Raw genomic sequence first — 23,556 nt, forward strand, 5'->3', positions numbered from 1 at the left:
GAAACGGAAACAGCACCGTCACGCCATCTTGCTACCGTCCGATTCATGCTGATCGAGGGAGTGGAACTGCAGGCAGCACCCGCGACGGATCCCGCCGTCCGGGCACTGATCACCGCTCAACAGGCCGAGCTCGCCGCGATGTACGGCGACGACCAGCCGCTCGTCGCCCTGCACCCCGACATCAGCTTCACTGTCCTGACCCTCGACGGAACCCCGGTCGGCTGCGTCGGCCTCCAGCCCGTCGCCCCCGGCCTCGGCGAGATCAAGCGCATGTACGTCGTCCCCACCGCCCGCGGCTGGGGCCTCTCCCGCGTCCTCCTGGACGCCGTCGAATCCCAGGCCCGCTCCACCGGCCTGACCCGCCTACGCCTGGAAACCGGCACCAGACAAGCCGAAGCCATAGCCCTCTACACAAACCACGGCTACCACCCAACCCCGCCGTACCCACCCTTCGAACACGAAACCGTCTCGCTCTGCTTCGCGAAGGATCTCTAGAGGTTCAGGACCACGTGCTCGCCCTCGCGGCGGAAGCCGAGGTTTTTCAGGTACGGCGTGGAGTCGCGCATCCGGGGTGGGGCCAGGACCTGGTGGAAGCCGTGGTCGGTGAAGACGTCGCTGCGGCGGTAGACGAACTCGCCGGGAGTGAAGTCGCGGTACTTCGGGACCACGTAGTCGAGGTCGATCTGGGCGCGGCCGGTGCCGGCGTCGTGGGCGAGGACCACGCCGACGGTGCGGTCGTCGTGCTGGACCAGGAACGCGTATTCGCTCGCCCCGGGCGTGAATCCGGGGTTGAACCGGGTGATGTCCTTCGCGTGCCGATCCAGGACGTAGCCGAGGTACGCGTCGGTCTTGTCGACCTCGAGCACCTGGTACGCCGCCTCGTCGTGCCGGTGCCGGAGCAGCCGCCAGAGGTGTACGACGTTGATGACCGCCAGCACCGCGTTCATGCCGACCATCGGCCAGACCCCGACCGCGGCGTTGAAGCCGACCAGGATCACGCAGCCGACGAGGTTCAGGACCCGCAGCCGCAGGATCCGTGTCTGCAACAACGACCACACGACAAGCGCGGATCCGCCCCACCCGATGATGCTCCATACGTCCACACGGCGAGACTAGGTCCTCTCGGGTGGTTCAGCGCCGTAGCGGCGAGGTGCCGTGCCGAGTGCCCCGCAGTAGGCGATGGACCACCCGAGAGGACCTAAGAGCGCGTGACGGATTTCTTGCTGTTGGACGGGGGCTTGTTGCGCGCGGTCGATCCGGTGTTGCTGCGTGCAACCACCTTCGGTCACTTCACCTCGATGCAGGTCCGGGACGGGAAGGTCGACGGTCTCGACCTGCACTTCGACCGTCTCGATCGCAGCACCCGCGAGGTCTTCGGTGAGCCCTTGTCCGCCGATCGGGTCCGCGCCGACCTCCGCGCGGCCGTCGACGAGGCCGGTTCCGGCGACCTCTCCATCCGTGTCAACGTCTTCGCGACCACGCGCCTCCACCTGCTGGTGCGCGTCGGCCCACCGGTCGCACCGGCCACCGACCCCATCCGTCTCGCAACCTACGAGCACGAACGATCAGTCCCGCACCTCAAGCACACCGGCACCTTCGATCTGACCTACCACGCCCACAAGGCCCAGCAGGCCGGCTACGACAACGCTCTCTCTTCTACACCACATCCGGCGAGATCTCCGAAGCCTCCATCTGGAACATCTGCTTCGCGCGTGGCACAGAACTCGTCTTCCCGTCCGCGCCGATCCTCCAAGGCATCCGCCAGCAGATCCTCCAACGCGGCCTGCCCACCTACAGCACTGCACCGATCTCCCTGACAGACCTCGACACGTTCGACGCGGCGTACCTCACCAATTCGATCGACCCAGCGCTGCCGGTCGCGACGATCAACGGCACGACCTACGAACCGCACCCGGAATCAGCCGACCTCATCGCCCAGGCATACGCAACTCAACCCCCACAGGCGATCTAGCCCGCGGTGTGGCTTCCGCCTTCGCTCGGATCCGGCTCGGCCGCGAACACCGCAAGCGCGTGCTCGTCAGTAGAGAAGTAGGCCCGCCCGTAAGCACCCGTGTCCGCCTCCCAGTACGGGACCTGCACCCCGTCGTAGTCGACGGTGCGGAGAAACGGCTCCGCCCCGGCGCTGATCCACTCCGCGTCCCCCGTGCAGGCCGGCAGCCTCCGCCGCCCACCGCCCGGCTCTGTCCACAGCACGTCGACGGTCGACGGGCCATGCCGCGGATCGAAGAAGCAAGCCACTCGGTCTTCCGGCAACTCCCGTCCGTCACGACGGGCCCGCACGCAGGCGACCTCGTAGTTTCCCTCCGCGACCGCCTCGGCCACCGTCTCGATCTCCTGCGACTGCGCGAGCGCGGCCCTAGCTGACTCGTAGGCCCGTTGTGCCTGCACGTAGTGCGGATCTGCCGTGGCGCCATCCAGCGTGTCGAGTTCAGCACGGAGCTGCTCTACGTCCTCGGTCACGAGGTCGCGCATCCGCTTCTTCGCACCCACTGCGGCTCGCGCCGGCGCACCCCGAGCCCGGAGGTAACCGCCGACGACGATCAGAACCCCCGCGCCCAAGGTGAGATATAGCCACACCATTTCCCGACCGTACTGCCCCGGACCGTCGCGCCACGAGGGCTCAAGAGCGCTCAGACCACCAGCGCAGGAGTTCCTCGCGAGCGCGTTCCTCGCCCAGCGGACCCTCGTCCAGGCGGAGCTCCATCAGGAACTTGTACGCCTCGCCGACCTCGCGGCCCGGCGGGATGCCGAGGATCTGCATGATCTGGTTGCCGTCGAGATCGGGGCGCAGGGCATCGAGCTCCTCCTGCTCCTGCAGCCGGGCGATCCGGGCCTCGAGGTCGTCGTACGCGGCCCGGAGCATCTCGACCTTGCGCTTGTTCCGGGTCGTGGAATCGGCCCGGGTCAGCACGTGCAGCCGCTCGAGCTGGTCGCCGGCGTCGCGGACATAACGCCGTACGGCGGAATCGGTCCACTCGCCGTCGCCGTACCCGTGGAAGCGCAGGTGCAGCTCGATCAGCTTGCTGACCTGTTCGATCTGCTCGTTGCTGAACCGCAGCGCCTTCATCCGCTTCCGGGCCAGCTTCGCCCCGACCACGTCGTGGTGATGGAACGTCACCTTCCCGCCGTCCTCGAACTTCCGCGTCTTCGGTTTCCCGATGTCGTGGATGAGCGCGGCGAACCGAACGACGAAATCGGGCGTCGGAACAGACAGGCGGGATTCCAGATCGATGGCCTGGTCGAGGACGGTGAGTGAGTGCTGGTACACATCCTTGTGCCGGTGGTGCTCGTCCCGCTCCAGTTTGAGCGCCGGCAGCTCCGGCAGCACGTACTTCGCCAGCCCGGTCGACACCAGCAGATCGAGCCCGATCCGCGGCTGATCGGCGCAGATCAGCTTCTCCAGCTCGTCCCGGACCCGTTCCGCGGACACGATCGTGATCCGGTCGGCCATCGCCGTCATCGCCGCGACCACCGCCGGATCGGGTGTGAATCCGAGCTGCGCGGCGAACCGGGCCGCGCGCATCATCCGCAGCGGGTCGTCGGAGAACGAGTCCTCCGGGGTGCCCGGCGTCCGGATCACCTTGTTCGCGACGTCGGTGATCCCGCCGTACGGGTCGACGAACTGCCGCGACGGCAACCGGACCGCCATCGCGTTCATCGCGAAGTCCCGGCGGGCCAGATCGCCCTCCAGGCTGTCGCCGTACGCGACCTCGGGCTTGCGCGAGGTGGGATCGTAGATTTCCGACCTGTAGGTCGTGATCTCCAGAACCCACTCGCCCTTACGACAACCGATGGTGCCGAACGCCTTGCCGATGTCCCACACATGGTCCGCCCACCCGGACAGCAACCGCTCGATCACATCGGGGTGCGCTGACGTGGTGAAGTCCAGATCCTTGCTCCCCCGGCCGAGGAGAATGTCCCGGACAGGACCGCCGACCAGGGCGATCTCATGGCCGGCGGCATCGAACCGGGAGCCCAGTTCGTCGACCACCGGAGCGAGTTGCAGCAAGGCCTGGACGGCTCGTCGCTGCACTGCGGGCAACGATCCGGCGGAGGCTGACTGGTCGGCAAAGGGTGACACGGGGAACTAGGTTACGGTGACGGCGTGTTCAGACGGCGACTGAGGCTCTCCGCGGTGGCGAGTGCCTGCCTGTTGGTTGCTGCTTCGGCAGCGACTTTCGGCGCTCCGGCCGACGCCGCACCGGCCGACGATCCGACCGTCCAGGTCACGATCGACTCGTTCGGCCCGGTCGCTCCGAGGCCCGGCCTGCCGGTGGTGATCAAGGGCCGGGTGACGAACACCAGCTCGGTGACGTTCAACGATCCGCAGGCGCTGGCCTGTATCGACCGCACCCGGCTCGCGAGCACGGCCGCCGTCGACGCGATCCCGACCGAGCAGAACATCCCGATGAACGACCGGGACAGCTGCAGCAACCTGACCAACGACCCGCAGACGTTCAAGCCGTTCGACCAGCCGCTGGCGCCGAAGCAGACCGTCGAGTTCTCGCTGACGGTGCCGTGGAAGGAATGGCGGATCACCGACCAGACCGGCGTGTACGTCGTCGGCGTCACGTTCCGCGGCGAGCCGCCGAACAGCTCCCGGATCATGGCCGGCCGCGCCCGCACGCTGATGCCGGTGGCCGGCACCACGCCGTTGACCCGCACCGTCGACACCGCACTCGTCATCCCGCTGCGGCACCGCCCGACCCAGCTCGGCGGCAAGAACTTCGCCAACGACTCCCTCGCCCAGTCGCTGGCGCCGACCGGCTCGCTCGGCCGCCTGCTCGCGCTCGGCAAGGCCCGCAAGGTGACCTGGCTGGTCGACCCCGCGATGCTCGACGAGATCCGGCAGATGACGAAGGGCTACGTCATCCTCGGTCCGAACGGTCAGACCACTCAGGGCAACGGACAGTCCGTAGCGGCGACCTGGCTCAAGGAGTTCGACGCCACCCGGTCCGCCGGCAACCAGGTCGTCCTCCTGCCGTACGGCGACCCTGACGTGGCCGGGCTGCTCGACTCGGGTGAGCCGCTGAAGAAGCTGGTCGCCCAGGCCCGCCAGACGACCCAGGGCTACATCCTGCCCCCGCCCTCCGTGAACGTGCCGGCGACCTTCACCAACGGGCTGTGGCTCGAGGGCGGCGCTGCTGCGAGTCGCTACCTGGGCGCAGCCTCCGGCGGCTTCGCCGGCGCCAGCACCAGCGACCTGAATCTGGTCAGCAGCTCGTCATGGTCCGCCGCGACCCGTCCCGTGCTCACGTCGACCCCCGTGTACGACGTGGTGACGCCCGAAGGCCCCGACAACCCGGTGCGGACCGTCATCGCCGACTCGTCCCTCACCAGCGGCGGACCGGATCAGGACACCGCCGCCAGCCCGCTGCAGGTCCGTCAGCGGTTCGCAGCCGAGACCGCATTGATCGCCGCGAGCGGCAAGGGCACCGCGTCGGTGGTCGTCCTGCCGCCCCGCGGCTGGGACAGCAACGGCAACGCCACCGCGCAACTCGCCGCCGCCCTGTCACTGCCCTGGATCAAGGCCACCGACGTCAGCACGGTTGTGGCGAGCAACCCGAGGCCACAGTCCGCCAGAGCTCCGAAGGCACCGCCGACCAACGGCGTACTGACTGATTCCCAGATCAGCAGCATCCAGGACCTCGACACCGCGACCAGCACGATGCAAGGCCTGCTCGTCGACGAGAACGCGCTGCCGGAAGTAATGACGCACGCGCTGCTGAGGTCCACATCGTCCGGCTGGAACGGCTATCCGGAAGAGGCGCGGCACTTCACCGCGATCGAGCTCGGATCGGCGAACCAGCAGCTCGGCAAGGTGCACCTGGTCAACGCCAGCGTCGACCGCGGGCTGCGCAAGGAGATCAAGGTCAACCTGGCCGGCAGCAAGGGCACGTTCCCGCTGACCATCACCAACGACACCGAGTGGTCGGTCCGGGTCGGCATCGAGGTCAACGCGGCCAACCGGTCCGACCTGAAGATCACCCCGCCGCAGACCGCCGTCCTCGGCCCACGGCAGAAGTGGACCCCGCGGATCACCGCGAGCGCCGAGCAGAACGGTCTGATCCGGGCCAACGCCCAGGTGGTCACCGCCGGCGGCCAGTCGGTCGGCAAGTCCCAGGAGCTGCTGATCCAGGCCAGCCAGTACGGCAGCGTCGGCTGGATCCTGGTCGGCGCCGCCTGCGCCCTCCTGTTCGGTACGTCGTTCGTCCGCATCTACCGCCGGATCCGCACCGAGCGCCGCAACCCGACTCCCGCTGCCGAGGCCGCTGAAACCGCTGAGGCCGGTGACGCAGCCGAGTCCGGTGACACCCCTGATCCCGCCCACGATCGCCCCGCGGCGAACGGCGTACCCGAAGCTGCGGCTCCGGATGCGTCCTTGAAAGAAGGAGTCGGTTCGAAGGATGGCTGACCGCACCCTGCGATCCGCGGCGGTGATGGCAGCCGGAACGGTGCTGTCCCGCCTGCTCGGATTCATCCGGATCGCCCTGCTCGCCGCCGCGATCGGCACCGCGCTGCGCGGCGACATCTTCACCGCCGCGAACACGATCCCGAACAGCCTGTACATCCTGCTCGCCGGCGGGGTGTTCAACACCGTCCTGGTCCCGCAGTTGGTGCGCGCGATCAAGAACCACGACGACGGCGGTCAGGACTTCACCAACCGCGTGCTGACGTTCGGCTTCGTCGTACTCGCCGTCGTCACGGTCGGATGTGTGCTGCTGGCGCCGGCGATCGCCGAGCTGTACCTGCCGAAGGAGCTGCACGATCCGTCCCGGGTGACCGAGAAGGCGAACATGGTGATGTTCGTCCGGCTCTGTCTGCCGCAGATCTTCTTCTACGGCGCGTTCGTGCTGGTCGGCCAGGTGCTGAACGCGCGGCGCCGGTTCGGTCCGATGATGTGGGCGCCGATCGCGAACAACATCGTCGCGTGCGCCTCGATCGTGATCTTCCTGTTCGTCTACCGGGTCGGCGACACGCCTCCGACGTACAGCCACGGCGAGGAACTGTTGCTCGGGCTCGGGCACACGGTCGGCATCGCCGTCCAGCTGCTGGTGCTGCTGCCGTACCTGAAGGCGAGCGGGCACACGTATCGACTCAAGTTCGGCCTCCGCGGTACCGGTCTGGGGCACACTGCCCGATTGGGCCTTTGGACGGTTCTTTTCGTCGCCGTGAACCAGGTGACGCTCGTCGTGGTCACGCAGCTCGCCATCGCGGGTAGCGCGTCGGACGACCCGGGCGCGAAGGCCGGTCTGTTCGCGTACAGCACCGCGATGCTGATCATCCTGGTGCCGCACGGCATCGTCACGGTCTCGCTGGCGACCGCCGCACTGCCGCAGATGTCCGCGCTGGCGGCCGAGGGCGACACCGCCGCGGTGGGCCAGCTGTCGGCGCGTTCGATCCGGCAGACGCTGGCGATCGTCGTGCCGGCGGCCGCCGCGATGATCGCGTTCGCGTATCCGATCGTCACGCTGATCGCCGGGTACGGCTCGGGTAAGAACAACCTGACGTTGATGTCGTACACGCTGATGACGCTGGCGCTCGGCATCGTGCCGTTCACCGTGCAGTACTTCCAGCTACGCACGTTCTACGCCTTCGAGGACACCAAGACGCCGTTCTTCCTGCAATGCGTGATCGCGGCGACCAACATCGCCGCGGCCGTGATCGGGGTCCGGGTGCTGCTCGACGCCGAACACCTCCGGTTCAGCGGCGTGGTGCTGGGTGCGGCGTACGCGCTCGCCTATCTGGTCGCCGTACTGATCTCCCGGCCGGTACTGCGGCGGAGGGTGCCGCGTGTGCCCGGTGCGGGGATCGGGCTCCCGCTGCTGGCGATGGTGATCGCCGCGGTGGCCGGCGCCGGTACGGCCCGCGTGGTGATCTGGGTGCTGAGCCTGGGAATCGAATGGTCCGGACCGCTCGGCGCGATCCTCGAGTTGGCGATCGCGGCGGTCGTCATGCTCCCGGTGTACGCCGGTGTGTCCCGGGTACTCCGTATCCACGAAGTGAACGACGTGGTGTCCATGGTCACATCGAAGTTGCCTGTACGCCGCTGAACCGGAACGCTTGTGCATTCGTGCACCACTTGTCTAGTCAGCGGTGGCACTAGCATGGGGGCTGCGAAAGGGCCGCTGGGGCATCAAGGAGGGCGAGAGACACCGTGTCGAACCAGACCGTGAGTCCTGGTGCCCTGCTGGCCGGGCGGTACCGGATCGCCGAGCTGCTGGCAGAGATCGACGGTGCGCGTGTATGGCGGGCCGTGGACGAGGTCCTCAGCCGCGCGGTCGTCGTCGACGTACTGCCGGTCGGTGATCCCCGGACGAACCTGCTGTTCGACGCCGCGCGCCGGGCTGCCGCCGCGAACGATCCGCGGTTCCTGCGGGTGCTCGACTGCGACATGCACGACGGTGTGACGTACTGCGTCCGCGAGTGGGCCGGCGGGCGGTCGCTGGAGCGGATGCTCGGCACCGGACCGTTGACCGGGCAGCAGGCGGGCTGGCTGGCCCGCGAGGTGTCCGAAGCGCTGGAGAACCTGCACCGCACCGGCTACGCGCACGGAGCGATCAGCCCGGCGACCGTGATCATCACCGACGCGGGCGCGATCAAGGTCGTCGGCGTGGCCACCGAGGCTGCGCTGCGGTCGTCCGGAGCGGGGTCACCCGAAGAGGACGTCCACGCGCTCGGCGAACTGCTGTTCGCGTCGCTGACCGGCCGCTGGCCCGGTCCGGCGCCGGCCTGGGGACTCCAGCCCGCGCCGGTCGAGCACGGCCGGCTGCTGAGCCCGCGCCAGGTGCGAGCCGGCGTACCGCGCTCGCTGGACGACATCAGCGACCGGCTGCTGGGCGATCCGCCACGGCACCACGCCCCGCCGATCACCAGCGCGGCCGGCCTGTCCGCCGCGCTGTCCGGAGTCGTCGGCAGCTCGCACGAGCCGCCGAACCAGATGGACGAGACCGTCCAGGTCGCCCGGCAGAACGGGAGCATCGACGACGCCACCCAGGTGGTGCCGCAGGCCGGCCCGCCGGCGCTCGACCCGACCCCGCGGCCGACGTACGACGCCGAGCCGAACGGGTACCGCCCGCCGCAACCGGCGTACAACGCCGCGGCCGAGACGCGGCCGGTCCGGCGCCAGACTCCCCCGCCGTCGAACGGGAACGGCCGGCGCCGGCACGACGAGCCGAAGCCGAAGGGTTCCTGGGGCGGCCGGATCCTGATCCTGCTCGCGATCCTCGCGCTGCTGTCGGTGATCGCGATGGCGCAGTTCCTGCTCAAGGGCGCGATGAACAACGACCAGGACAGCAACAGCGGCGGCGCGAAGAGCAGTGCCCCGCCGCAGACCAGCACGACACCGTCGGCGACCGGCGGCCCGGCCAAGATCGTCGGCGCCAAGGACTTCGACCCGAAGCCGGACGGCAACGGCGAGGAGCACCCGGAGGACGTACCGAACACCTACGACGGCAAGGCGAGCACGACCTGGACGACGATGTCGTACAGCAAGGCGAACCTCGGCGGCCAGAAGCCCGGCGTCGGCATCATCTACGACCTCGGCGCGCCGACCACCGTGTCGAAGGTCGCGGTGGCGGTGCAAGGCGACGACACGAGCCTCCAGCTGATGGTCCCGAAGGCCGACCCGAACACGTCGCCGACGACGGTCGACGGCTGGAAGCCCGTCGCCACCCAAGCGGACCAGCCCGAGGGTACGGTGAATCTCACCCCCTCGGCGCCGACCGAGACGCGGTACGTGCTCGTCTGGCTGACCAAGCTGCCGAAGGACAGCGGCGGTAAGTACCGGGGCACGATCTCGGAGGTCTCAATCCAGAAATGACGGCCCACCTGGAGTCGGGCGACCAGCCGCCCCGCCCGGACGTCCCGCGCATCGGCGCCGGCGAACCGGTGAATCCGGCTGGGCGGCCTGCCCATGCCGGTGCGCCGACGAGTTACGACCAGCTCGACGACCACGAGCTGCTCCGGATGCACGTGGCCGGCAACCCGGACTCGTTCGGGTTCCTGGTCAAGCGGCACCGGGACCGGATGTGGGCGGTCGCGATCCGGACCCTCGGCGAGCCCGAGGAGGCGGCCGACGCGCTGCAGGAGGCGTTCATCTCGGCGTTCCGGCGGGCCGACTCGTTCCGCGGGGACGCGAAGGTGACGACCTGGCTGCACCGGATCGTGGTGAACGCGTGTCTGGACCGGATCCGCCGCCGCCAGGTCCGGGCCGCCGACCCGCTGCCCGAGGACGAGGACCGCGCGGCCGAGCTGGCCGGTCCGTCCGAAGAGGACCCGGCCGAGGTCCGGGAACGCCGCCTGGACGTCCTCAACGCGCTCAAGCAGATCAACGAGGACCAGCGCGCCGCGCTCGTCCTGGTCGACATGGAGGGCTACTCGATCGAGGAGGCGGCAGCGATCCTCGACTGCGCCCCCGGCACGGTCAAGTCCCGCTGCGCCCGCGGCCGCGCCAAGCTGCTCCCGCTGCTGCGGCATTGGCAGACGACCAGGGAGTCCGACGTACCGGAAAAATCCGCCGCGGAAGCGGTGGGAACCGAATGAACGGGTACACCGTCGAAGCGAAGTCGCCTGCCTCTGGCGACCCGACTGCACCTGTCTTCGACCCGGAGCTTCATATGATCACGCCGCCGCATACCTCCTGTGAGGAGGCGAGCCCCGATGACCGAATCCGGTCTGCCGACCAGTGAGCACCTCGAGCACCTGGACACGGACACGATCGCCGATCTGATCGAGAACCTGCTGCCTGCCCCCGAGGCGCACCGCGCTCGTGAGCATGTGAAGGCCTGCCCGGAGTGCCAGCAGACGTACGACGCCCTGGTGAAGCTGTCCGAAGACCTGGCCGAGGAGGGCCGCGCCGACATCCCGATGCCGACCGACGTCGCCGAGCACCTGGACGCCGTCATCGTGTCGGAGTCGGTACTGCGTGCCTCGACGGTCGGCGTGCACTCGCTGGCCCAGATCCGCGAGGAGCCCCGCCGCCACCTGCCGAAGCTGCTCGGCGCCGCGGCCGGCGTCGTACTGATCGCCGCGATCGGCATCGGCGTGGTGTTCGCGACCAAGGACAACGCGGGTGACGGCGCGGCGAGCACCGACCAGAACTCCCCGCCCGCGGACGCGGTGACGATCACCACCAACGACCTCGGCCCGCAGATCCAGCAGTGGCTCGAGCACAACCCCGGCTCGATCATGCACGGCTCGGCGGCCGAGCAGGCCTGCGCCCGGACGTTCGCGTCCGGCCGGCCGAACCCGAACGTCCGGCTGGTCCAGCCCGCCAAGATCGACGGCAAGCGGGCCACGATCATCGGTCTGCAGGGCGGTTCACCGCGCGACATCCAGGTGTTCGCGGTCACCGGATGTAGCGAGCCGGGCGGAGTTGCCAGCCCGTTCTACGACACCACGGTGACACTGCGCAATCGATGACGACCCGCCCTTACGGGGTGGGTACCGTGGGAATGGACGGCCTCTAGGATCCGTTGAGTACGACGTACCAATCTCGACTCCCCGAGGAACGCCTGAATGAGCGACTCCACAGTTCGCAACGTCATCATCGTCGGCTCCGGCCCGGCCGGTTACACGGCTGCCGTGTACGCCGCTCGCGCGGCTTTGGAGCCGTTGGTTTTCGAGGGCTCCGTGACCGCCGGTGGCGCGCTGATGAACACCACCGAGGTGGAGAACTTCCCGGGCTTCTCGCAGGGCATCATGGGCCCCGCGCTGATGGACGAGATGCGCACCCAGGCCGAGCGCTTCGGCGCCGAGCTGGTGCCGGACGACGTCATCAAGGTCGACCTGACCGGCGACATCAAGGTGGTCACCGACTCCGCGGGCACCGAGCACCGGGCCAAGACCGTGATCCTGGCCATGGGTTCGGGCTACCGCAAGCTCGGCCTGGCCGACGAGGACCGGATGTCCGGGCACGGCGTGTCCTGGTGTGCGACCTGTGACGGGTTCTTCTTCCGTGACCACGAGATCGCGGTCGTCGGCGGTGGCGACTCCGCCGTCGAGGAGGCCACCTTCCTGACCAAGTTCGCCAAGAAGGTGCACCTGGTGCACCGTCGCGGCGAGCTGCGCGCCTCGAAGATCATGGCCGACCGCGCGTTCGCGAACGACAAGATCGAGTTCCAGTGGAACTCCGCCGTCGACAAGATCCACGGTGAGGACAAGCTGACCCACCTGACGCTGAAGGACACCGAGACCGGCGAGACCCGTGAGTTGCCGGCCACCGGCCTGTTCATCGCGATCGGCCACGACCCGCGCTCCGAGCTGGTCAAGGGCCAGGTCGATCTGGACGACGAGGGCTACGTGCTGGTCAAGCCGGACAGCACCGAGACCAACCTGCCCGGCGTCTTCGCCGCCGGCGACCTGGTGGACCACACCTACCGGCAGGCGATCACCGCGGCCGGCACCGGCTGTGCGGCCGCCCTGGACGCCGAGCGCTACCTGGCCACGCTGGAGGACGCCGAACACGCGGCCGCCGGCACCGAGCCTGTCTCTGTCTGAACCTGACTGATAACCACTGAAGGAGATACGCCCATGGGCGAGAACATGAACGCTGTCACCGACGCCGAGTTCGACCAGACCGTGCTGAAGAGCGACAAGCCGGTGCTGGTGGACTTCTGGGCCGAGTGGTGTGGACCGTGCCGCCAGGTTTCGCCGATCCTGGAGGAGCTGGCGCAGGACCACAGCGACAAGATCACGTTCCTGAAGATGAACGTCGACGAGAACCCGGTCACCCCGAGCAACTACAAGGTGACGGGTATCCCTACCATCAACGTCTACGTGAACGGTGAGCTGGCCAAGTCCATCGTCGGCGCCAAGCCGAAGGCGGCACTGCTCAAGGAGCTGGCCGACTACACCAGCTGAGGACACCCCGTCCGCCACGGTTAGAGGAGTAGTTGATGGAAGCCCCGCACGGCCTGTATCGGATCGGCGACAGCGGTGAGGCGGTCGCCGAGATCGTCGGCAAGCTCCAGCGGCTGGGGCTGCTGGCCGGCGGTCACGACGTCTACGACGAGGCGACGGCGCACGCTGTCCGGGGCTTCCAGCAGCAACGCGGGCTGATGATCGACGGGATCGTCGGCCCGCAGACCTATCGGGCGATCGACGACGCGCGCTGGCGGCTGGGCGACCGGCTGCTCACGTACGTCCCGGCGCATCCGCTGTCCGGTGACGACGTACTGGCTCTGCAGGCGAAGCTGCAGGAGCTCGGGTTCGCGGTTGCCCGGATCGACGGGATCTTCGGCGCCGACACCCAGCGTGCGGTGACCGACTTCCAGCGGAACATGGGGCTTCCCGGCGACGGGACCTGTGGACCGTCGACGTTCAAGGCACTGCAGCGGATCCGCCCGATGGCGACCGGCGGCCGGCCGGACGCGCTGCGTGCACGGGAGGCTGTCCGCGCCGCCGGACCGCGGTTGTCCGGCAAGACCGTGGTGATCGACCCGGGCCACGGCGGATTCGACTACGGCTGGGAGGGCTACGGCCTGCGCGAGTCCGACATCGCGTACGACCTGGCGGCCCGGATCGAGGGCCGGCTCGGCGCCACCGGTGTACGGGCGTACCTGTCGCGCGGGCGCGATCAGGGTCCGGACGAGCTGGCGCGGGCCGCGTTCGCGAACGAGACGGACGCGAATCTGTGCGTCTCGCTGCACGCCGACGGTTCGATGAACCCGGAGGCGCAGGGCGTCGCGACGTACTACTACGGCAACGACCTGCACGGCGCCACGTCGAGCGTCGGTGAGCAGTTCGCCGGCCTGGTGCAGCGCGAGATCGTCGCGCGGACCGACCTGCTCGACTGCCGTACCCACCAGAAGACCTGGGACCTGCTCCGCCGGACCAAGATGCCCGCAGTGCGGCTCGAGATCGGGTACGTCACGAACCCGCACGACTCCGCCCGCCTGGCCGACCCGGCGTTCCGCGATGTCATCGCGGAGGCGATCGTGGTCGCGATCCAGCGCGTCTACCTGCCACCGGAGCAGGACGCCGCCACCGGCATGCTCCGCTTCGGGCAGCTGACCGTCTGAGTCGATTTCTGGATGAGCCGTTCGTCAACTGGTTGACACATCAGTTGACCTAGGAGGGGCTCATGGCACATCCAGTCGTCCATGCCGAGATCCGATCGGCGGACCCGGACAAGACACGGCAGTTCTTCGCTGACCTGTTCGGGTGGAAGATCGCGTCCGAGGGCGCGTTCCCCGGTTACACCTTCATCGACACCGGTACGCCGGAGGGCACGTACGTCGCGATCAGTCCGCGGCAGAGCGCCGAGGACGAGGTGCTGTTCTTCGTCGCGGTCGAGGACGTCGCGGCCACGCTCGCCCGCGCCGAGGAGCTGGGCGGACAGATCGTCCAGCCCGCCCAGCAGGTCCCCGGCACGAGTTTCGGCGTCTTCGCCGACGCACAAGGTCACAAGATCGGCGTGGCCGCCAACGGCTGAGGTCAGTCCTTCTCGAGTGCGATCTTCGGCAGCGCCCGGTCGAGCCAGCGGGGTAGCCACCAGGCACGGTTGCCCATCAGGCGCAGTACGGCCGGGACGATGACGCAGCGGATCAGGAGGGCGTCGAGAAGGACGGCGGTCGCCAGGCCGAGGCCGAACTGCTTCAGCATCCGGTCCGGACTCAGCAGGAACGCGCCGAACACCACGATCATGATCGCGGCCGCCGCCGTGATCACACTGCCTGTGGTCGCCAGTCCTTCCCGGACGGCGGCCCGGGCATCCTGGGTACGCCGCCACTCCTCGTGGATCCGCGACACCAGGAACACCTCGTAGTCCATCGACAACCCGAACACGATCGCGAAGATCATCACCGGGACGAACGCCTCGATCGGCCCCGCCTGCGCGCCGAACCAGCCCTGCTGGAACACCAGCGTGATCACGCCGAGCGAGGCGCCGATGCTGAGCAGGTTCAGTACGGCGGCCTTCAACGGGATCAGCACCGACCGGAACACCGCCATCAGCAGCAGCGCCGACAGCCCGACCACCACGAGCACGAAGATCGGCAGCCGCTTGCTCACCGCCGACGCGAAGTCGTCCGCGGCCGCCGTCGCTCCACCGACCAGGTACGTCGCCCTGGTCTGCGACTCGAGCCTCGGCAACGTGTCGTCACGCAGCCGCTGCACGAGGTCGCTCGTCGCCGCGTCCTGCGGGGCCGACTTCGGGAACGCCAGCACGGTGGCGATCTTGCCGTCCGGAGTCAGCTGCGGCGGCGTCACGGCCGCGATGTCGGGATCCGCGGACAACGTCTGACCGAGCACCTGGGCCGCAGTCTGATCCCCTTCGGTCACCACGACGAGCGGACCGTTGAACCCCGGTCCGAACCCGTCGGCCAGCAGGTCGTATGCCTTCCGGCTCGTCTTCGCCGGATCGTCGGTACCCGCGTCCGCGAACCCGAGTCGCATGTTCAACGCCGGCAACGACAGCGCCACGAGCGCAACGATCCCCAGCAGCAACGGCACCCACGGCCCGCGCTGCACCAGGCCGGCCAGCTTCCGCCAACCGTCGCCCGGCGTACGACGCTGTTTCGCGGCGTGCTTGCGAACACTCCGCTCGATCCGCTTCCCGAACAACGTCAGCAGTGCGGGCAGCAACGTCACCGCGGCCAGCATCGTCATCAACACCGTCAACGTGACACCAAGCGCGACGCCTTGCAACGAACCGAGCCCGAGCGCCAGCAGTCCGAGCAGCGCGATCACGACAGTGCAGCCGGCGAACAGCACCGAACGACCTGCGGTGTCCAGGGCAACCGTCTTCGGATCGGCCGCGCCCTTCAGCAGCTCATGCCGATAGCGCGAGAAGATCAGCAACGCATAGTCGATACCGACTCCCAGCCCGACGAGCATCATCACCGGCGTCGTGTACTCCGGCACCGTGAAGAAGTGCGACGCGAGCATCAGCAACCCGACCGTGCTGCCGACCGCGAACACCGCGGTCAACAACGGAAGCGTTGCCGCAAGCAACGATCCGAACAGGAACACGAGAATCACCAGCGCGGCCAGGATGCCCGCACCCTCGGACGCACCGCCGGCGCTGTCCGCGGCATTCCGCGCCAGATCCCCACCGACCTCGACCTGGAACCCCGGCCGCGCGAAGTCCTGCGCCCGATGGATGATCGTCCGCACGTCCTCCACCGGCATATCCGTCGCCGCCACATCCAGGCTGACGGTCGAATAGGCCGTACGTCGATCTGTCGACATACTGCCCGGGGCGGTGAAGGGGTCCGCGACCGATGCGACATGCGGGAGGGTCCGGACGGCTGCGAGCATCGACGCCACCCGGCTCTTGTCCGCGTCCAGCCCGCTGTCGGCCCGGACCACGATCTGCACCGAAGCCGTGTCGCCCTTCGGCTGGTGCGCCTGGAAGATGTCGGTCACCCGCTGGGAGTCCGTGCCCGGGAGCGAGTTGTCGTTCTTGTAGTTCGCTCCGACCACGGTCGACGTGGCGGTGACGGCGGCCAGGACGACCACCCACAGCATCAGCGCCAGGCCGGCGTGCCGCATGGCCCAGCCGGAGACGCGGTGGAGCAGACCCGGTGGTTTCGTCCCGGGCGATCGTCGTACGGGGGTGTCCACGGTCATCGCCGGGCCCTCCTCACTGTCTTATAAGTAGATTGGCTACATGTTGCCTCTCGACAGTAACAGACATATGAGTAGACTGGCTACATGAAGGCGGATGCGCTGCGTGGGCACCTCGACCCGATGATCCTGGCGGTCGTCGAGCACGAGCCGCTGCACGGTTACGCGATCATGGAGGCGCTGCTCGAGCGCAGCGGCGGTGAGCTCGACCTGCCGACCGGCACGCTGTACCCGGCGCTGCGGCGACTGGAGCGGGCCGGCTACCTGGCCAGCGAGTGGAGCACGGTCGGCGGGCGGAAGCGCCGGACCTACCAGCTCACCAGCGCCGGCACGAAGATGCTTGCCTCAGGCAAGCAGGAGTGGATCACCTTCCGCGCTGTGGTGGAAGGGGTGCTACGCCCGGGCCAGGCGTAGGCAGCGGGCGGCCTGGACGCTCACCAGCGCGAGCGGCAGGACGACGAACGTGCCGACGATCCCGTACGCCGGGATGCCGGGCGCGTGCGAGCTGGTCGCGGTCATGGTGACGCCGATCGCGGCGATGAGTGCAGAACCGGCCAGCGTGAAGAGTGCGGTCACGCGGCTCACATGCTCACGGATCACGGGATAGCGGACCCCGATGCCGGTGCCGAGGACAGCCAGTACGGTGCCGGCGATGACGAGCATGCCGACAGCGCGGACGACGGTCTGCAGCAGATCGTTGAGCGGCGTGGCGTGATCCGGCTCGCTGGTCCAGACCCAGGCGCCGCCCTGCCAGACGATCGGCTGGATGATCAGTGCCGCGAACAGCAACAGCGCCGTACGGCGGCTCGCACTGATCGCGAGTTCCGCCTGGTACCCCGGCGCGACGTGCTCGATCGCCCCGAAGTCGGCGACGGCGTGCTTCTCCGCGTCGTACCGGCCGAAACCGTCGGCCTCGAAGGCCTCGGTCGCATCGGTCAGGTGGTCGCGGGCCTCGGCCAGCAGATCCGCCTTCCGGCGCCGTGGTCCGCGGAGCGCTTTGCTCAGCGCGGCCAGGTAGTCGTCGATGGGCACGCTCCCAGTATGGGCACCCTGCGTCCGGCTCACGTCCGGGGTCCCACTGACTCGCCCCTGACCTTGGCCTTCCGCCGGTGCTGTACGACGAAGAACCCGGCGTACCCGATCAGCACCAGCGCGAACCCGATCCGCTCCGCCCACGGGGTCGCGCCCTCCGGCCAGAGGTGTCCCTCGAGGTAGTGGTGGATGTACCCGCCCGCGTAGGGGCTCTCGCCGCCCTGCCGGCGGAAGTACTTCTCGGTCGCCGTCACCGGGCAGCCGAAGTCGACCAGGACGATGACGACATTCCACACCACGATCGCGAGGTGGAACCAGATCAGCTTCGGCCACCGCCAGGCGAGGAAGCTGCCCACCACGAAGAACAGCAACAAGGCGCCGTGCACGACCATCACCACGTCGGCCAGCACCCGCCAGATCACTCGGGACCTGACCTCAACGCGTCCCGGACCGTCACCGGGCCGGACGGCGACGGCTCCGGGCGGATCGCACCCATCAGGCGCTCGACAGCCGCCTCCATCTCGCTGCGCCAGGTGATCGCCGAGCGCAGGTCGAGCCGGAGCCGCGGATTGCGCGGATGCTCCCGGACGACGCTGAAACCGACCGCGCGGAGGAACTCGGTCGGCCAGACACAGCCCGGCCCGTTCCAGCGCGAGTCCCCGAACGCCTCGACGGCCCGGAACCCGCGCTTCAGCACGTCCTTGGCGACCGCCTGGACCAGGATCTTGCCCAGTCCGAGTCCCAGGTACCGAGGCTGGATCCGCCCAGTCGCGAGTACGACGGCGTCCGGGCTGACCGGCGCCGTCGGGAACGCTTGGATCCGGGGCAGGTACGTCGCCGGTCCGTACAGCGCGAACCCGGCCGGATCATCGTCGACGTACAGGACGACTCCTGCCTGCCCCCAGTCGAGCAGCAACTGGGACAGCCACGCTTCCTTCTCCAGCGCGGTGTCGCCGTTGCGGTCGGCCTGGCGCGCTGCGACCGGGTCGAGCTCCCAGAACACGCAATCACGGCACGGAACCGGCACGTCGCCGAGGTTGGCGAGTGTCAGCGGTTCGAGCCGTCGGGCCATCAGCGCGTCCGGGTAGCGGTGCCGCGTCGGTCGTCGGTTGTTAGCTTGGTCACGATGCGTGTCATCGCGTAGCGGGTTCGGTCGCCGGTTCCGGCACCGGTGCCGGGGTCCGGGCGTCCGTCGTACGAGTCGCCTCGGGGGCGACGTACCGCTGCTGCACCTTCGCGGCGGGTTGCCGCCGGAACAGTTCGGCCGCGAAACCGGCCAGCACGCCCAGCACCAGTCCGCCGAGTGTCCAGCCGGCTGTCTTGCCCACGCTCATCCCGAATCCTGCCTTCCGCAGTCCACCTCCCAGGCCGCACCGCACCGGCCGGCTGTCTCAGCAGCCAGATCACGGCATGGTCGAACCTGCCCCTATAAGGCATGGTAGTGAGAGGTCGCGCCGATCCACAGCCCGGACTCGGGTCTGTCGACGTAACCTGGTGACTTCCCCCTCGATCACCGTTGGAGTGGCCCTCGTGAGTGCTGACGTGCCTGATGTCCGGCAGACCCGCCTCGACAACTACGTCGAGGCGTACGCAGCACGGACCAAGGGCATGACCGCATCAGAGATCCGCGCACTGTTCTCCGTTGCCAGCCGCCCCGAAGTGGTCTCACTCGCCGGCGGTATGCCGAACATCGGCGGCCTGCCGCTGGACGTGGTCGGCGGCGCGGTCCGCGATCTGGTGATCGACAGCGGCGCGACCGCGATGCAGTACGGCTCCGGCCAGGGCGACCCGACGCTGCGCGACCAGATCTGCGACATCATGCGGCTCGAGGGCATCGAGGCGCATCCCGACGACGTCGTCGTGACGGTGGGCAGCCAGCAGGCCGTCGACCTGGTGACGCGGGTGTTCTGCGATCCGGGCGACGTGGTGATCTGCGAAGCGCCGTCGTACGTCGGTGCGCTCGGGGTGTTCCGCGCGTACCAGTGTGAAGTGGTGCATGTCGCGATGGACGACGACGGTGTCGTGCCGGAGGCGCTGGAGCAGGCGATCGCCACCGTGCGCGCGGCCGGCAAGCGGATCAAGTTCTTCTACACGATCCCGAATTTCCACAACCCTGCCGGGGTTTCGCTGTCGGACGAGCGCCGGTCGCGAGTGCTCGAGATCTGTCAGCAGGCGAAGCTGCTGGTGCTGGAGGACAACCCGTACGGGTTGCTCGGCTTCGAGGGTGAGCCGCAGCGCGCCCTGCGGGCCGACGACCGCGAAGGCGTGATCTACCTGGGGTCGTTCTCCAAGACGTTCGCGCCCGGCTTCCGGGTGGGATGGGCGGTCGCACCGCATGCGGTGCGGGAGAAACTCGTGCTGGCACAGGAGTCCGCGACGCTCTGCCCGCCGACGTTCAGTCAGCTCGCCATCTCGTCGTACCTGGTCAGGCACGACTGGATGGGGCAGGTGAAGCAGTTCCGTGAGATGTACCGCGAACGCCGCGACGCGATGCTCGCGGCGCTCACCGAAAAGATGCCTGCAGCAACGACCTGGACGCGGCCGCGCGGTGGGTTCTACGTCTGGCTGACGTTGCCGGAGGGCCTGGACGCGAAGTCGATGCTGCCGCGGGCGGTCACCGCCCGCGTGGCCTACGTACCCGGGACGGCCTTCTTCGCCGACGGTTTCGGCTCCCAGTGCATGCGGTTGTCGTACTGTCACCCGACGCCGGAGCGCATCACCGAAGGCGTCGGCAGACTCGCCGCGGTGATCAACGAGGAGCTCGAACTCCGCGAGACCTTCGGTCCGCTGCCTCCCGGCGCAGGGCGTGATTACGACGCTCCCGGGCCGGAATTGAGTTAGGTGGGACTGCGCAAAGGTTGCGCAATGATCCCCGGGTGGACGGGGGTCACTGACGCGGTAGCGGTACCGTTCCAATGGGCCTCGGGACCGGCGCCCGTGCCGGAGTCGCCCACGAGTGATCGGGATATTTGTGATGAGTGATCTGGGTCGAGTACTTGTTCTGGCCGGTGGGCTGTCGCACGAGCGGGACGTCTCGCTCCGGTCCGGCCGACGGGTGGCGGATGCCCTGCGCAGCGTCGGCGTAGAGGTCGAGCAGCGTGACGTCGACGCCTCCCTGGTCGATCGGCTGCGCAACGATCCGCCGGACGCGGTCTTCCCCGTCCTGCACGGCGTCACCGGCGAGGACGGCGCGCTCCGCCAGGTCCTCGACCTGTACGGCGTTCCGTACGTCGGCGCCGACGCGGCGGCCTGCCGCACGGCCTTCGACAAGCCGGTCGCGTCGACGATGGTCGGAGCCGCCGGGCTGCACACGCCTGCGTCGGTCGTGCTCGGGCACGACACGTTCCGCGAGCTGGGTGCGGCGTCGCTGATGGAGTCGGTGATCCACCAGATCGGGCTGCCGCTGGTCGTGAAGCCTGCTCGTGGCGGTTCGGCGCTGGGCGCCTCGATCGTGCGGTCGGCAGAGGAACTGCCATCGGCGATGGTGAACTGCTACGCGTACGGTCCGGTGGCGTTGATCGAGCAGTACGTCGACGGCACCGAGGTCGCCGTGACCGTGGTCGACACCGGCGACGGGCCGCGGGCGTTGCCGGCGGTGGAGATCCGGCCGGACTCCGGGTTCTACGACTACGAGGCGCGGTACACGGCGGGGGCGACGCAGTTCGTCGTACCTGCTCGGCTCGAGCCTGAGGTCGCAGGCGCATGTGCCGCTGCCGCTGTGCAGGCGCACCAGGCGCTGGGGCTGCGGGACCTGTCGCGGTCGGACCTCGTGGTGGACGCGGCCGGTGTGCCGTGGTTCCTCGAGGTCAACGTCGCGCCGGGGATGACGGAGACATCGCTGGTCCCGTTGGCCGCGGAGGCTGCTGGGATCGAGCTCGGTGTGCTCTGCCGCGATCTGCTCGCGGCAGCTGCTGCTCGCTGAAGGTTGTGATGCCCGAAGCTCATCCGCCGTTGTGGCGGACCGTTCTGACACCGCGATGGGTCGGCCTGCTCGCGCTTGCGCTGGCCATTGCCGCAGCGATGTCGGTGATGGGCGTGTGGCAGCTCGGTGTGTACCGGTCGAAGACGGCCAACGCCACCGCCCAGCGTGCTGAGGCCGCGCCGGTGGCTCTGCAGTCGCTGTTCTCGATCGACGAAGGCTTGCCGTCCAAGGCGGTCAGCCGGCGGGTGACAGTGGACGGTACGTGGGGTCCGGCTGCGGACCAGGTCTTCATCGCGGACCGCTCACAGGACTCGCGGGTCGGCTTCTGGGTCGTGTCTCCGGTGAAGCTGTCCTCGTCGGACGCTGTGATGGTCGTGCGCGGGTGGGTTCCGACCGTGAGCGATCCTGCTGCGCGCGCTCCTAGTGGCCCGGTGCAGCTGACCGGGACGGTGATCGCCTCCGAGGCAGAGGACTCCTCGGACGATGCCGCCAAGGGGCGCGTGCTGTCGTCGCTGCGGATCCCGACGATCGTCCACCTCGTCGACTACCGCGTGTACGACGCGTTCGTCGTACAGCAGTCTGTCTCCGGCGTCGTACCGTCTCCGGCGCCGGCCGCCGTACAACCGCCTCCGCCGCCGACCGATCATGCCGGGCTGCGGAACATCGCGTATGCCTTCCAGTGGTGGATCTTCGCGGCCTTCACGCTGTGGATGTGGGCGAAGATGGTGCTGGACGCCAACCGCTCCCCCGACGAGCCGGACCCGGACGAGGACCGGCCCGAGGAGCGTGTGGAGCCGAGCGGTACCGTTTCAGCGTGACTTCTCCAGCCGATCCCGCCACCTCCACCGGCTCGCAGCCGCTGACCCCGGCCGTCCGCGGCGCGCTGATGCGCTACCGCGTGATCGCGTACGTCGTCGGCGTGATGCTCCTGCTGCTGGTGTTCCTCGCGATGCCGCTGAAGTACTTCGCGGACAGCCCCGGCGCGATGGACGTGATCGGCCCGACGCACGGGTTCCTGTACATGGTTTACCTGCTGCTGACCTTCGACCTGTTCCGCCGGGTTCGTTGGTCGTTCCCGCGACTGGTGATGATGGCGCTGGCCGGCACGATCCCGTTCCTGTCGTTCTACGCCGAGCGCAAGACGTCGCACGAGCTCCTGGGCCGCTAATCCCGTTGTCCTGCTGGGGTTCCGGCCCCTAGCGTCGACTCCGTGCTGCATGACATCACGGAGTCCAACCGCGCCAACTGGAACACGATCCACGACGCGCGCCCAGGCCAACCTGTCTCGTACTTCGCCGCCGGCGGCTCGACGCTGTCGGCCGACGAACTCGCGGCCGCCGGCTCTGTCCGCGGCCGCCGCGTCCTTCAGTTGGCGTGCTCCTGCGGGGACGAGGCCCTCTCCTGGGCGTCGCTGGGTGCCGCGGTCACCGGAGTCGACATCTCCGAGGTCGCCCTGGAGATGGCGCGGGAGAAGTCCGCTGCGACCGGCATCCCGGTCGACTTCCGCCGGGCCGACATGCTCGACCTCCCGGCGGACCTCACCGAGTTCGACCTCATCTACCTGAGCTGGGGCGCGATCTGCTGGGTCCCGGACCTGACCGTCTTCGCCACGCTGGTCACCTCACGCCTGGCGCCCGGCGGGTCGATCCTGCTGGCCGACCATCACCCGGTCTGGGAGGTCCTCGCTGTCCAGGGGCCTGGGCAGTTGACGGTCACCGCCGACTACTTCGGCCGCTCCACCCCGCGCGCCACCATCGAGAACACCAAACTCCCCACCGGCGCCCGCGACAACCCCAGCGCGCCCACCTTCACCGCTTTCATCTGGCCGCCGAGCGACATCATCACCGCACTGCTCGCCGCCGGCCTGACCCTGGACACCTTCCAGGAGTCCCCCAGCACCGAGATGTACGCCGGTCTCGGCCCGGCGGCCGCCCACCTGCCGGCCACCTACCTGATCAAAGCCACCCGCAATGTTTCACATGAAACATTGCAGCAAGTCCCCAAGTAAC

26 protein-coding genes are annotated in these 23,556 nt (G+C 68.7%); 18 read left to right on the plus strand and 8 right to left on the minus strand.

The annotated features are described in order from the left end of the window. Positions 1–45: 45 nt before the first annotated feature. Complete coding sequence (locus OHA10_RS10980) at positions 46–495, plus strand: GNAT family N-acetyltransferase (protein WP_371406073.1); 450 nt, start codon at positions 46–48, stop codon at positions 493–495. On the opposite strand, the gene OHA10_RS10985 is transcribed toward OHA10_RS10980, so the two are convergent. Further along, on the minus strand, positions 492–1,103 hold the full coding sequence (locus tag OHA10_RS10985) for a hypothetical protein (RefSeq protein ID WP_371406074.1): 612 nt from the start codon (positions 1,101–1,103) through the stop codon (positions 492–494). The two genes, OHA10_RS10980 and OHA10_RS10985, sit on opposite strands and share 4 nt — an antisense overlap. A 105-nt stretch (positions 1,104–1,208) precedes the next feature. On the opposite strand from OHA10_RS10985, the gene OHA10_RS10990 reads away from it, so the two are divergent. Next, positions 1,209–1,817: an aminotransferase class IV gene (locus OHA10_RS10990; RefSeq protein WP_371406075.1), complete on the plus strand. Its 609-nt coding sequence runs from the start codon at positions 1,209–1,211 to the stop codon at positions 1,815–1,817. Continuing rightward, positions 1,700–1,972, plus strand: a complete 273-nt coding sequence (locus OHA10_RS10995; protein WP_371407928.1) for a hypothetical protein — start codon at positions 1,700–1,702, stop codon at positions 1,970–1,972. Before OHA10_RS10990 ends, OHA10_RS10995 begins: the two co-directional genes overlap by 118 nt. On the opposite strand, the gene OHA10_RS11000 is transcribed toward OHA10_RS10995, so the two are convergent. After that, on the minus strand, positions 1,969–2,601 hold the full coding sequence (locus OHA10_RS11000) for a hypothetical protein (protein ID WP_371406076.1): 633 nt from the start codon (positions 2,599–2,601) through the stop codon (positions 1,969–1,971). The two genes, OHA10_RS10995 and OHA10_RS11000, sit on opposite strands and share 4 nt — an antisense overlap. Positions 2,602–2,641: 40 nt before the next feature. Beyond that, positions 2,642–4,102 carry a CCA tRNA nucleotidyltransferase gene (locus OHA10_RS11005; protein WP_371406077.1) on the minus strand — a complete coding sequence of 487 codons (1,461 nt, stop codon included), beginning with the start codon at positions 4,100–4,102 and terminating at the stop codon, positions 2,642–2,644. 24 nt (positions 4,103–4,126) lie between these two features. Here OHA10_RS11005 and OHA10_RS11010 point away from each other — a divergent pair, with 24 nt between their 5' ends. The 9 genes from OHA10_RS11010 (at position 4,127) to OHA10_RS11050 (ending at position 14,458) form a co-directional block, all read left to right on the plus strand. Further along, positions 4,127–6,436 carry a DUF6049 family protein gene (locus OHA10_RS11010; protein WP_371406078.1) on the plus strand — a complete coding sequence of 770 codons (2,310 nt, stop codon included), beginning with the start codon at positions 4,127–4,129 and terminating at the stop codon, positions 6,434–6,436. Next, the gene (murJ, locus tag OHA10_RS11015) at positions 6,429–8,075 is read left to right on the plus strand and encodes a murein biosynthesis integral membrane protein MurJ (protein ID WP_371406079.1); all 1,647 of its coding nucleotides are present in this window, start codon (positions 6,429–6,431) and stop codon (positions 8,073–8,075) included. Before OHA10_RS11010 ends, murJ begins: the two co-directional genes overlap by 8 nt. Before the next feature lie 104 nt (positions 8,076–8,179). Continuing rightward, positions 8,180–9,844 (plus strand): protein kinase family protein, encoded by a 1,665-nt coding sequence (locus OHA10_RS11020; RefSeq protein ID WP_371406080.1) that lies wholly within the window; start codon positions 8,180–8,182, stop codon positions 9,842–9,844. Beyond that, positions 9,841–10,566 (plus strand): RNA polymerase sigma factor SigM, encoded by a 726-nt coding sequence (gene sigM / locus OHA10_RS11025; protein WP_371406081.1) that lies wholly within the window; start codon positions 9,841–9,843, stop codon positions 10,564–10,566. Before OHA10_RS11020 ends, sigM begins: the two co-directional genes overlap by 4 nt. Positions 10,567–10,683: 117 nt before the next feature. After that, on the plus strand, positions 10,684–11,445 hold the full coding sequence (locus OHA10_RS11030) for an anti-sigma factor (RefSeq protein WP_371406082.1): 762 nt from the start codon (positions 10,684–10,686) through the stop codon (positions 11,443–11,445). 96 nt (positions 11,446–11,541) lie between these two features. After that, positions 11,542–12,522, plus strand: a complete 981-nt coding sequence (trxB, locus tag OHA10_RS11035) for a thioredoxin-disulfide reductase (protein WP_371406083.1) — start codon at positions 11,542–11,544, stop codon at positions 12,520–12,522. Positions 12,523–12,555: 33 nt separating this feature from the next. Continuing rightward, entirely contained in the window at positions 12,556–12,885 is a 330-nt protein-coding gene (gene trxA, locus OHA10_RS11040; RefSeq protein ID WP_371406084.1) for a thioredoxin, read from the plus strand. A gap of 35 nt (positions 12,886–12,920) precedes the next feature. Beyond that, on the plus strand, positions 12,921–14,045 hold the full coding sequence (locus tag OHA10_RS11045) for an N-acetylmuramoyl-L-alanine amidase (RefSeq protein WP_371406085.1): 1,125 nt from the start codon (positions 12,921–12,923) through the stop codon (positions 14,043–14,045). Positions 14,046–14,107: 62 nt separating this feature from the next. Continuing rightward, positions 14,108–14,458 (plus strand): VOC family protein, encoded by a 351-nt coding sequence (locus OHA10_RS11050; protein ID WP_137255918.1) that lies wholly within the window; start codon positions 14,108–14,110, stop codon positions 14,456–14,458. A gap of 2 nt (positions 14,459–14,460) precedes the next feature. Here OHA10_RS11050 and OHA10_RS11055 read toward each other — a convergent pair whose 3' ends face one another. Next, positions 14,461–16,596, minus strand: coding sequence for an MMPL family transporter (locus OHA10_RS11055; RefSeq protein WP_371406086.1), 2,136 nt, complete (start codon positions 16,594–16,596; stop codon positions 14,461–14,463). Between the two features lie 84 nt (positions 16,597–16,680). Between OHA10_RS11055 and OHA10_RS11060 the strand changes: the two genes are divergently transcribed. Beyond that, a complete protein-coding gene (locus OHA10_RS11060; RefSeq protein ID WP_137255916.1) occupies positions 16,681–17,007 on the plus strand; it encodes a PadR family transcriptional regulator in 327 nt (108 codons plus the stop codon). On the opposite strand, the gene OHA10_RS11065 is transcribed toward OHA10_RS11060, so the two are convergent. From OHA10_RS11065 to OHA10_RS11080, 4 genes are all read right to left on the minus strand, one after another. Continuing rightward, complete coding sequence (locus OHA10_RS11065) at positions 16,987–17,625, minus strand: permease prefix domain 1-containing protein (RefSeq protein WP_371406087.1); 639 nt, start codon at positions 17,623–17,625, stop codon at positions 16,987–16,989. The genes OHA10_RS11060 and OHA10_RS11065 overlap by 21 nt on opposite strands. A 29-nt stretch (positions 17,626–17,654) precedes the next feature. Next, positions 17,655–18,047: a DUF2784 domain-containing protein gene (locus OHA10_RS11070; protein ID WP_371406088.1), complete on the minus strand. Its 393-nt coding sequence runs from the start codon at positions 18,045–18,047 to the stop codon at positions 17,655–17,657. Further along, entirely contained in the window at positions 18,044–18,697 is a 654-nt protein-coding gene (locus tag OHA10_RS11075; protein WP_371406089.1) for an N-acetyltransferase family protein, read from the minus strand. The genes OHA10_RS11070 and OHA10_RS11075 overlap by 4 nt, the downstream gene beginning before the upstream one ends. 61 nt (positions 18,698–18,758) lie before the next feature. Further along, positions 18,759–18,959: a hypothetical protein gene (locus OHA10_RS11080; protein WP_137255913.1), complete on the minus strand. Its 201-nt coding sequence runs from the start codon at positions 18,957–18,959 to the stop codon at positions 18,759–18,761. Positions 18,960–19,155: 196 nt separating this feature from the next. Between OHA10_RS11080 and OHA10_RS11085 the strand changes: the two genes are divergently transcribed. The 5 genes from OHA10_RS11085 to OHA10_RS11105 all read left to right on the plus strand — a co-directional run bounded on the left by OHA10_RS11085 (position 19,156) and on the right by OHA10_RS11105 (position 23,555). Beyond that, positions 19,156–20,466 carry a PLP-dependent aminotransferase family protein gene (locus tag OHA10_RS11085; RefSeq protein ID WP_371406090.1) on the plus strand — a complete coding sequence of 437 codons (1,311 nt, stop codon included), beginning with the start codon at positions 19,156–19,158 and terminating at the stop codon, positions 20,464–20,466. Positions 20,467–20,599: 133 nt separating this feature from the next. Next, positions 20,600–21,547, plus strand: coding sequence for a D-alanine--D-alanine ligase (locus OHA10_RS11090; protein ID WP_371406091.1), 948 nt, complete (start codon positions 20,600–20,602; stop codon positions 21,545–21,547). An 8-nt stretch (positions 21,548–21,555) separates the two neighbouring features. Further along, positions 21,556–22,365, plus strand: coding sequence for an SURF1 family protein (locus OHA10_RS11095; protein ID WP_371406092.1), 810 nt, complete (start codon positions 21,556–21,558; stop codon positions 22,363–22,365). Further along, positions 22,362–22,715: a DUF3817 domain-containing protein gene (locus tag OHA10_RS11100; RefSeq protein WP_371406093.1), complete on the plus strand. Its 354-nt coding sequence runs from the start codon at positions 22,362–22,364 to the stop codon at positions 22,713–22,715. Before OHA10_RS11095 ends, OHA10_RS11100 begins: the two co-directional genes overlap by 4 nt. A 42-nt stretch (positions 22,716–22,757) precedes the next feature. Next, positions 22,758–23,555 (plus strand): class I SAM-dependent methyltransferase, encoded by a 798-nt coding sequence (locus tag OHA10_RS11105; protein WP_371406094.1) that lies wholly within the window; start codon positions 22,758–22,760, stop codon positions 23,553–23,555. The last annotated feature ends 1 nt before the right edge of the window (position 23,556 follow it).

Source organism: Kribbella sp. NBC_00662 (assembly GCF_041430295.1).
Classification (GTDB): domain Bacteria; phylum Actinomycetota; class Actinomycetes; order Propionibacteriales; family Kribbellaceae; genus Kribbella.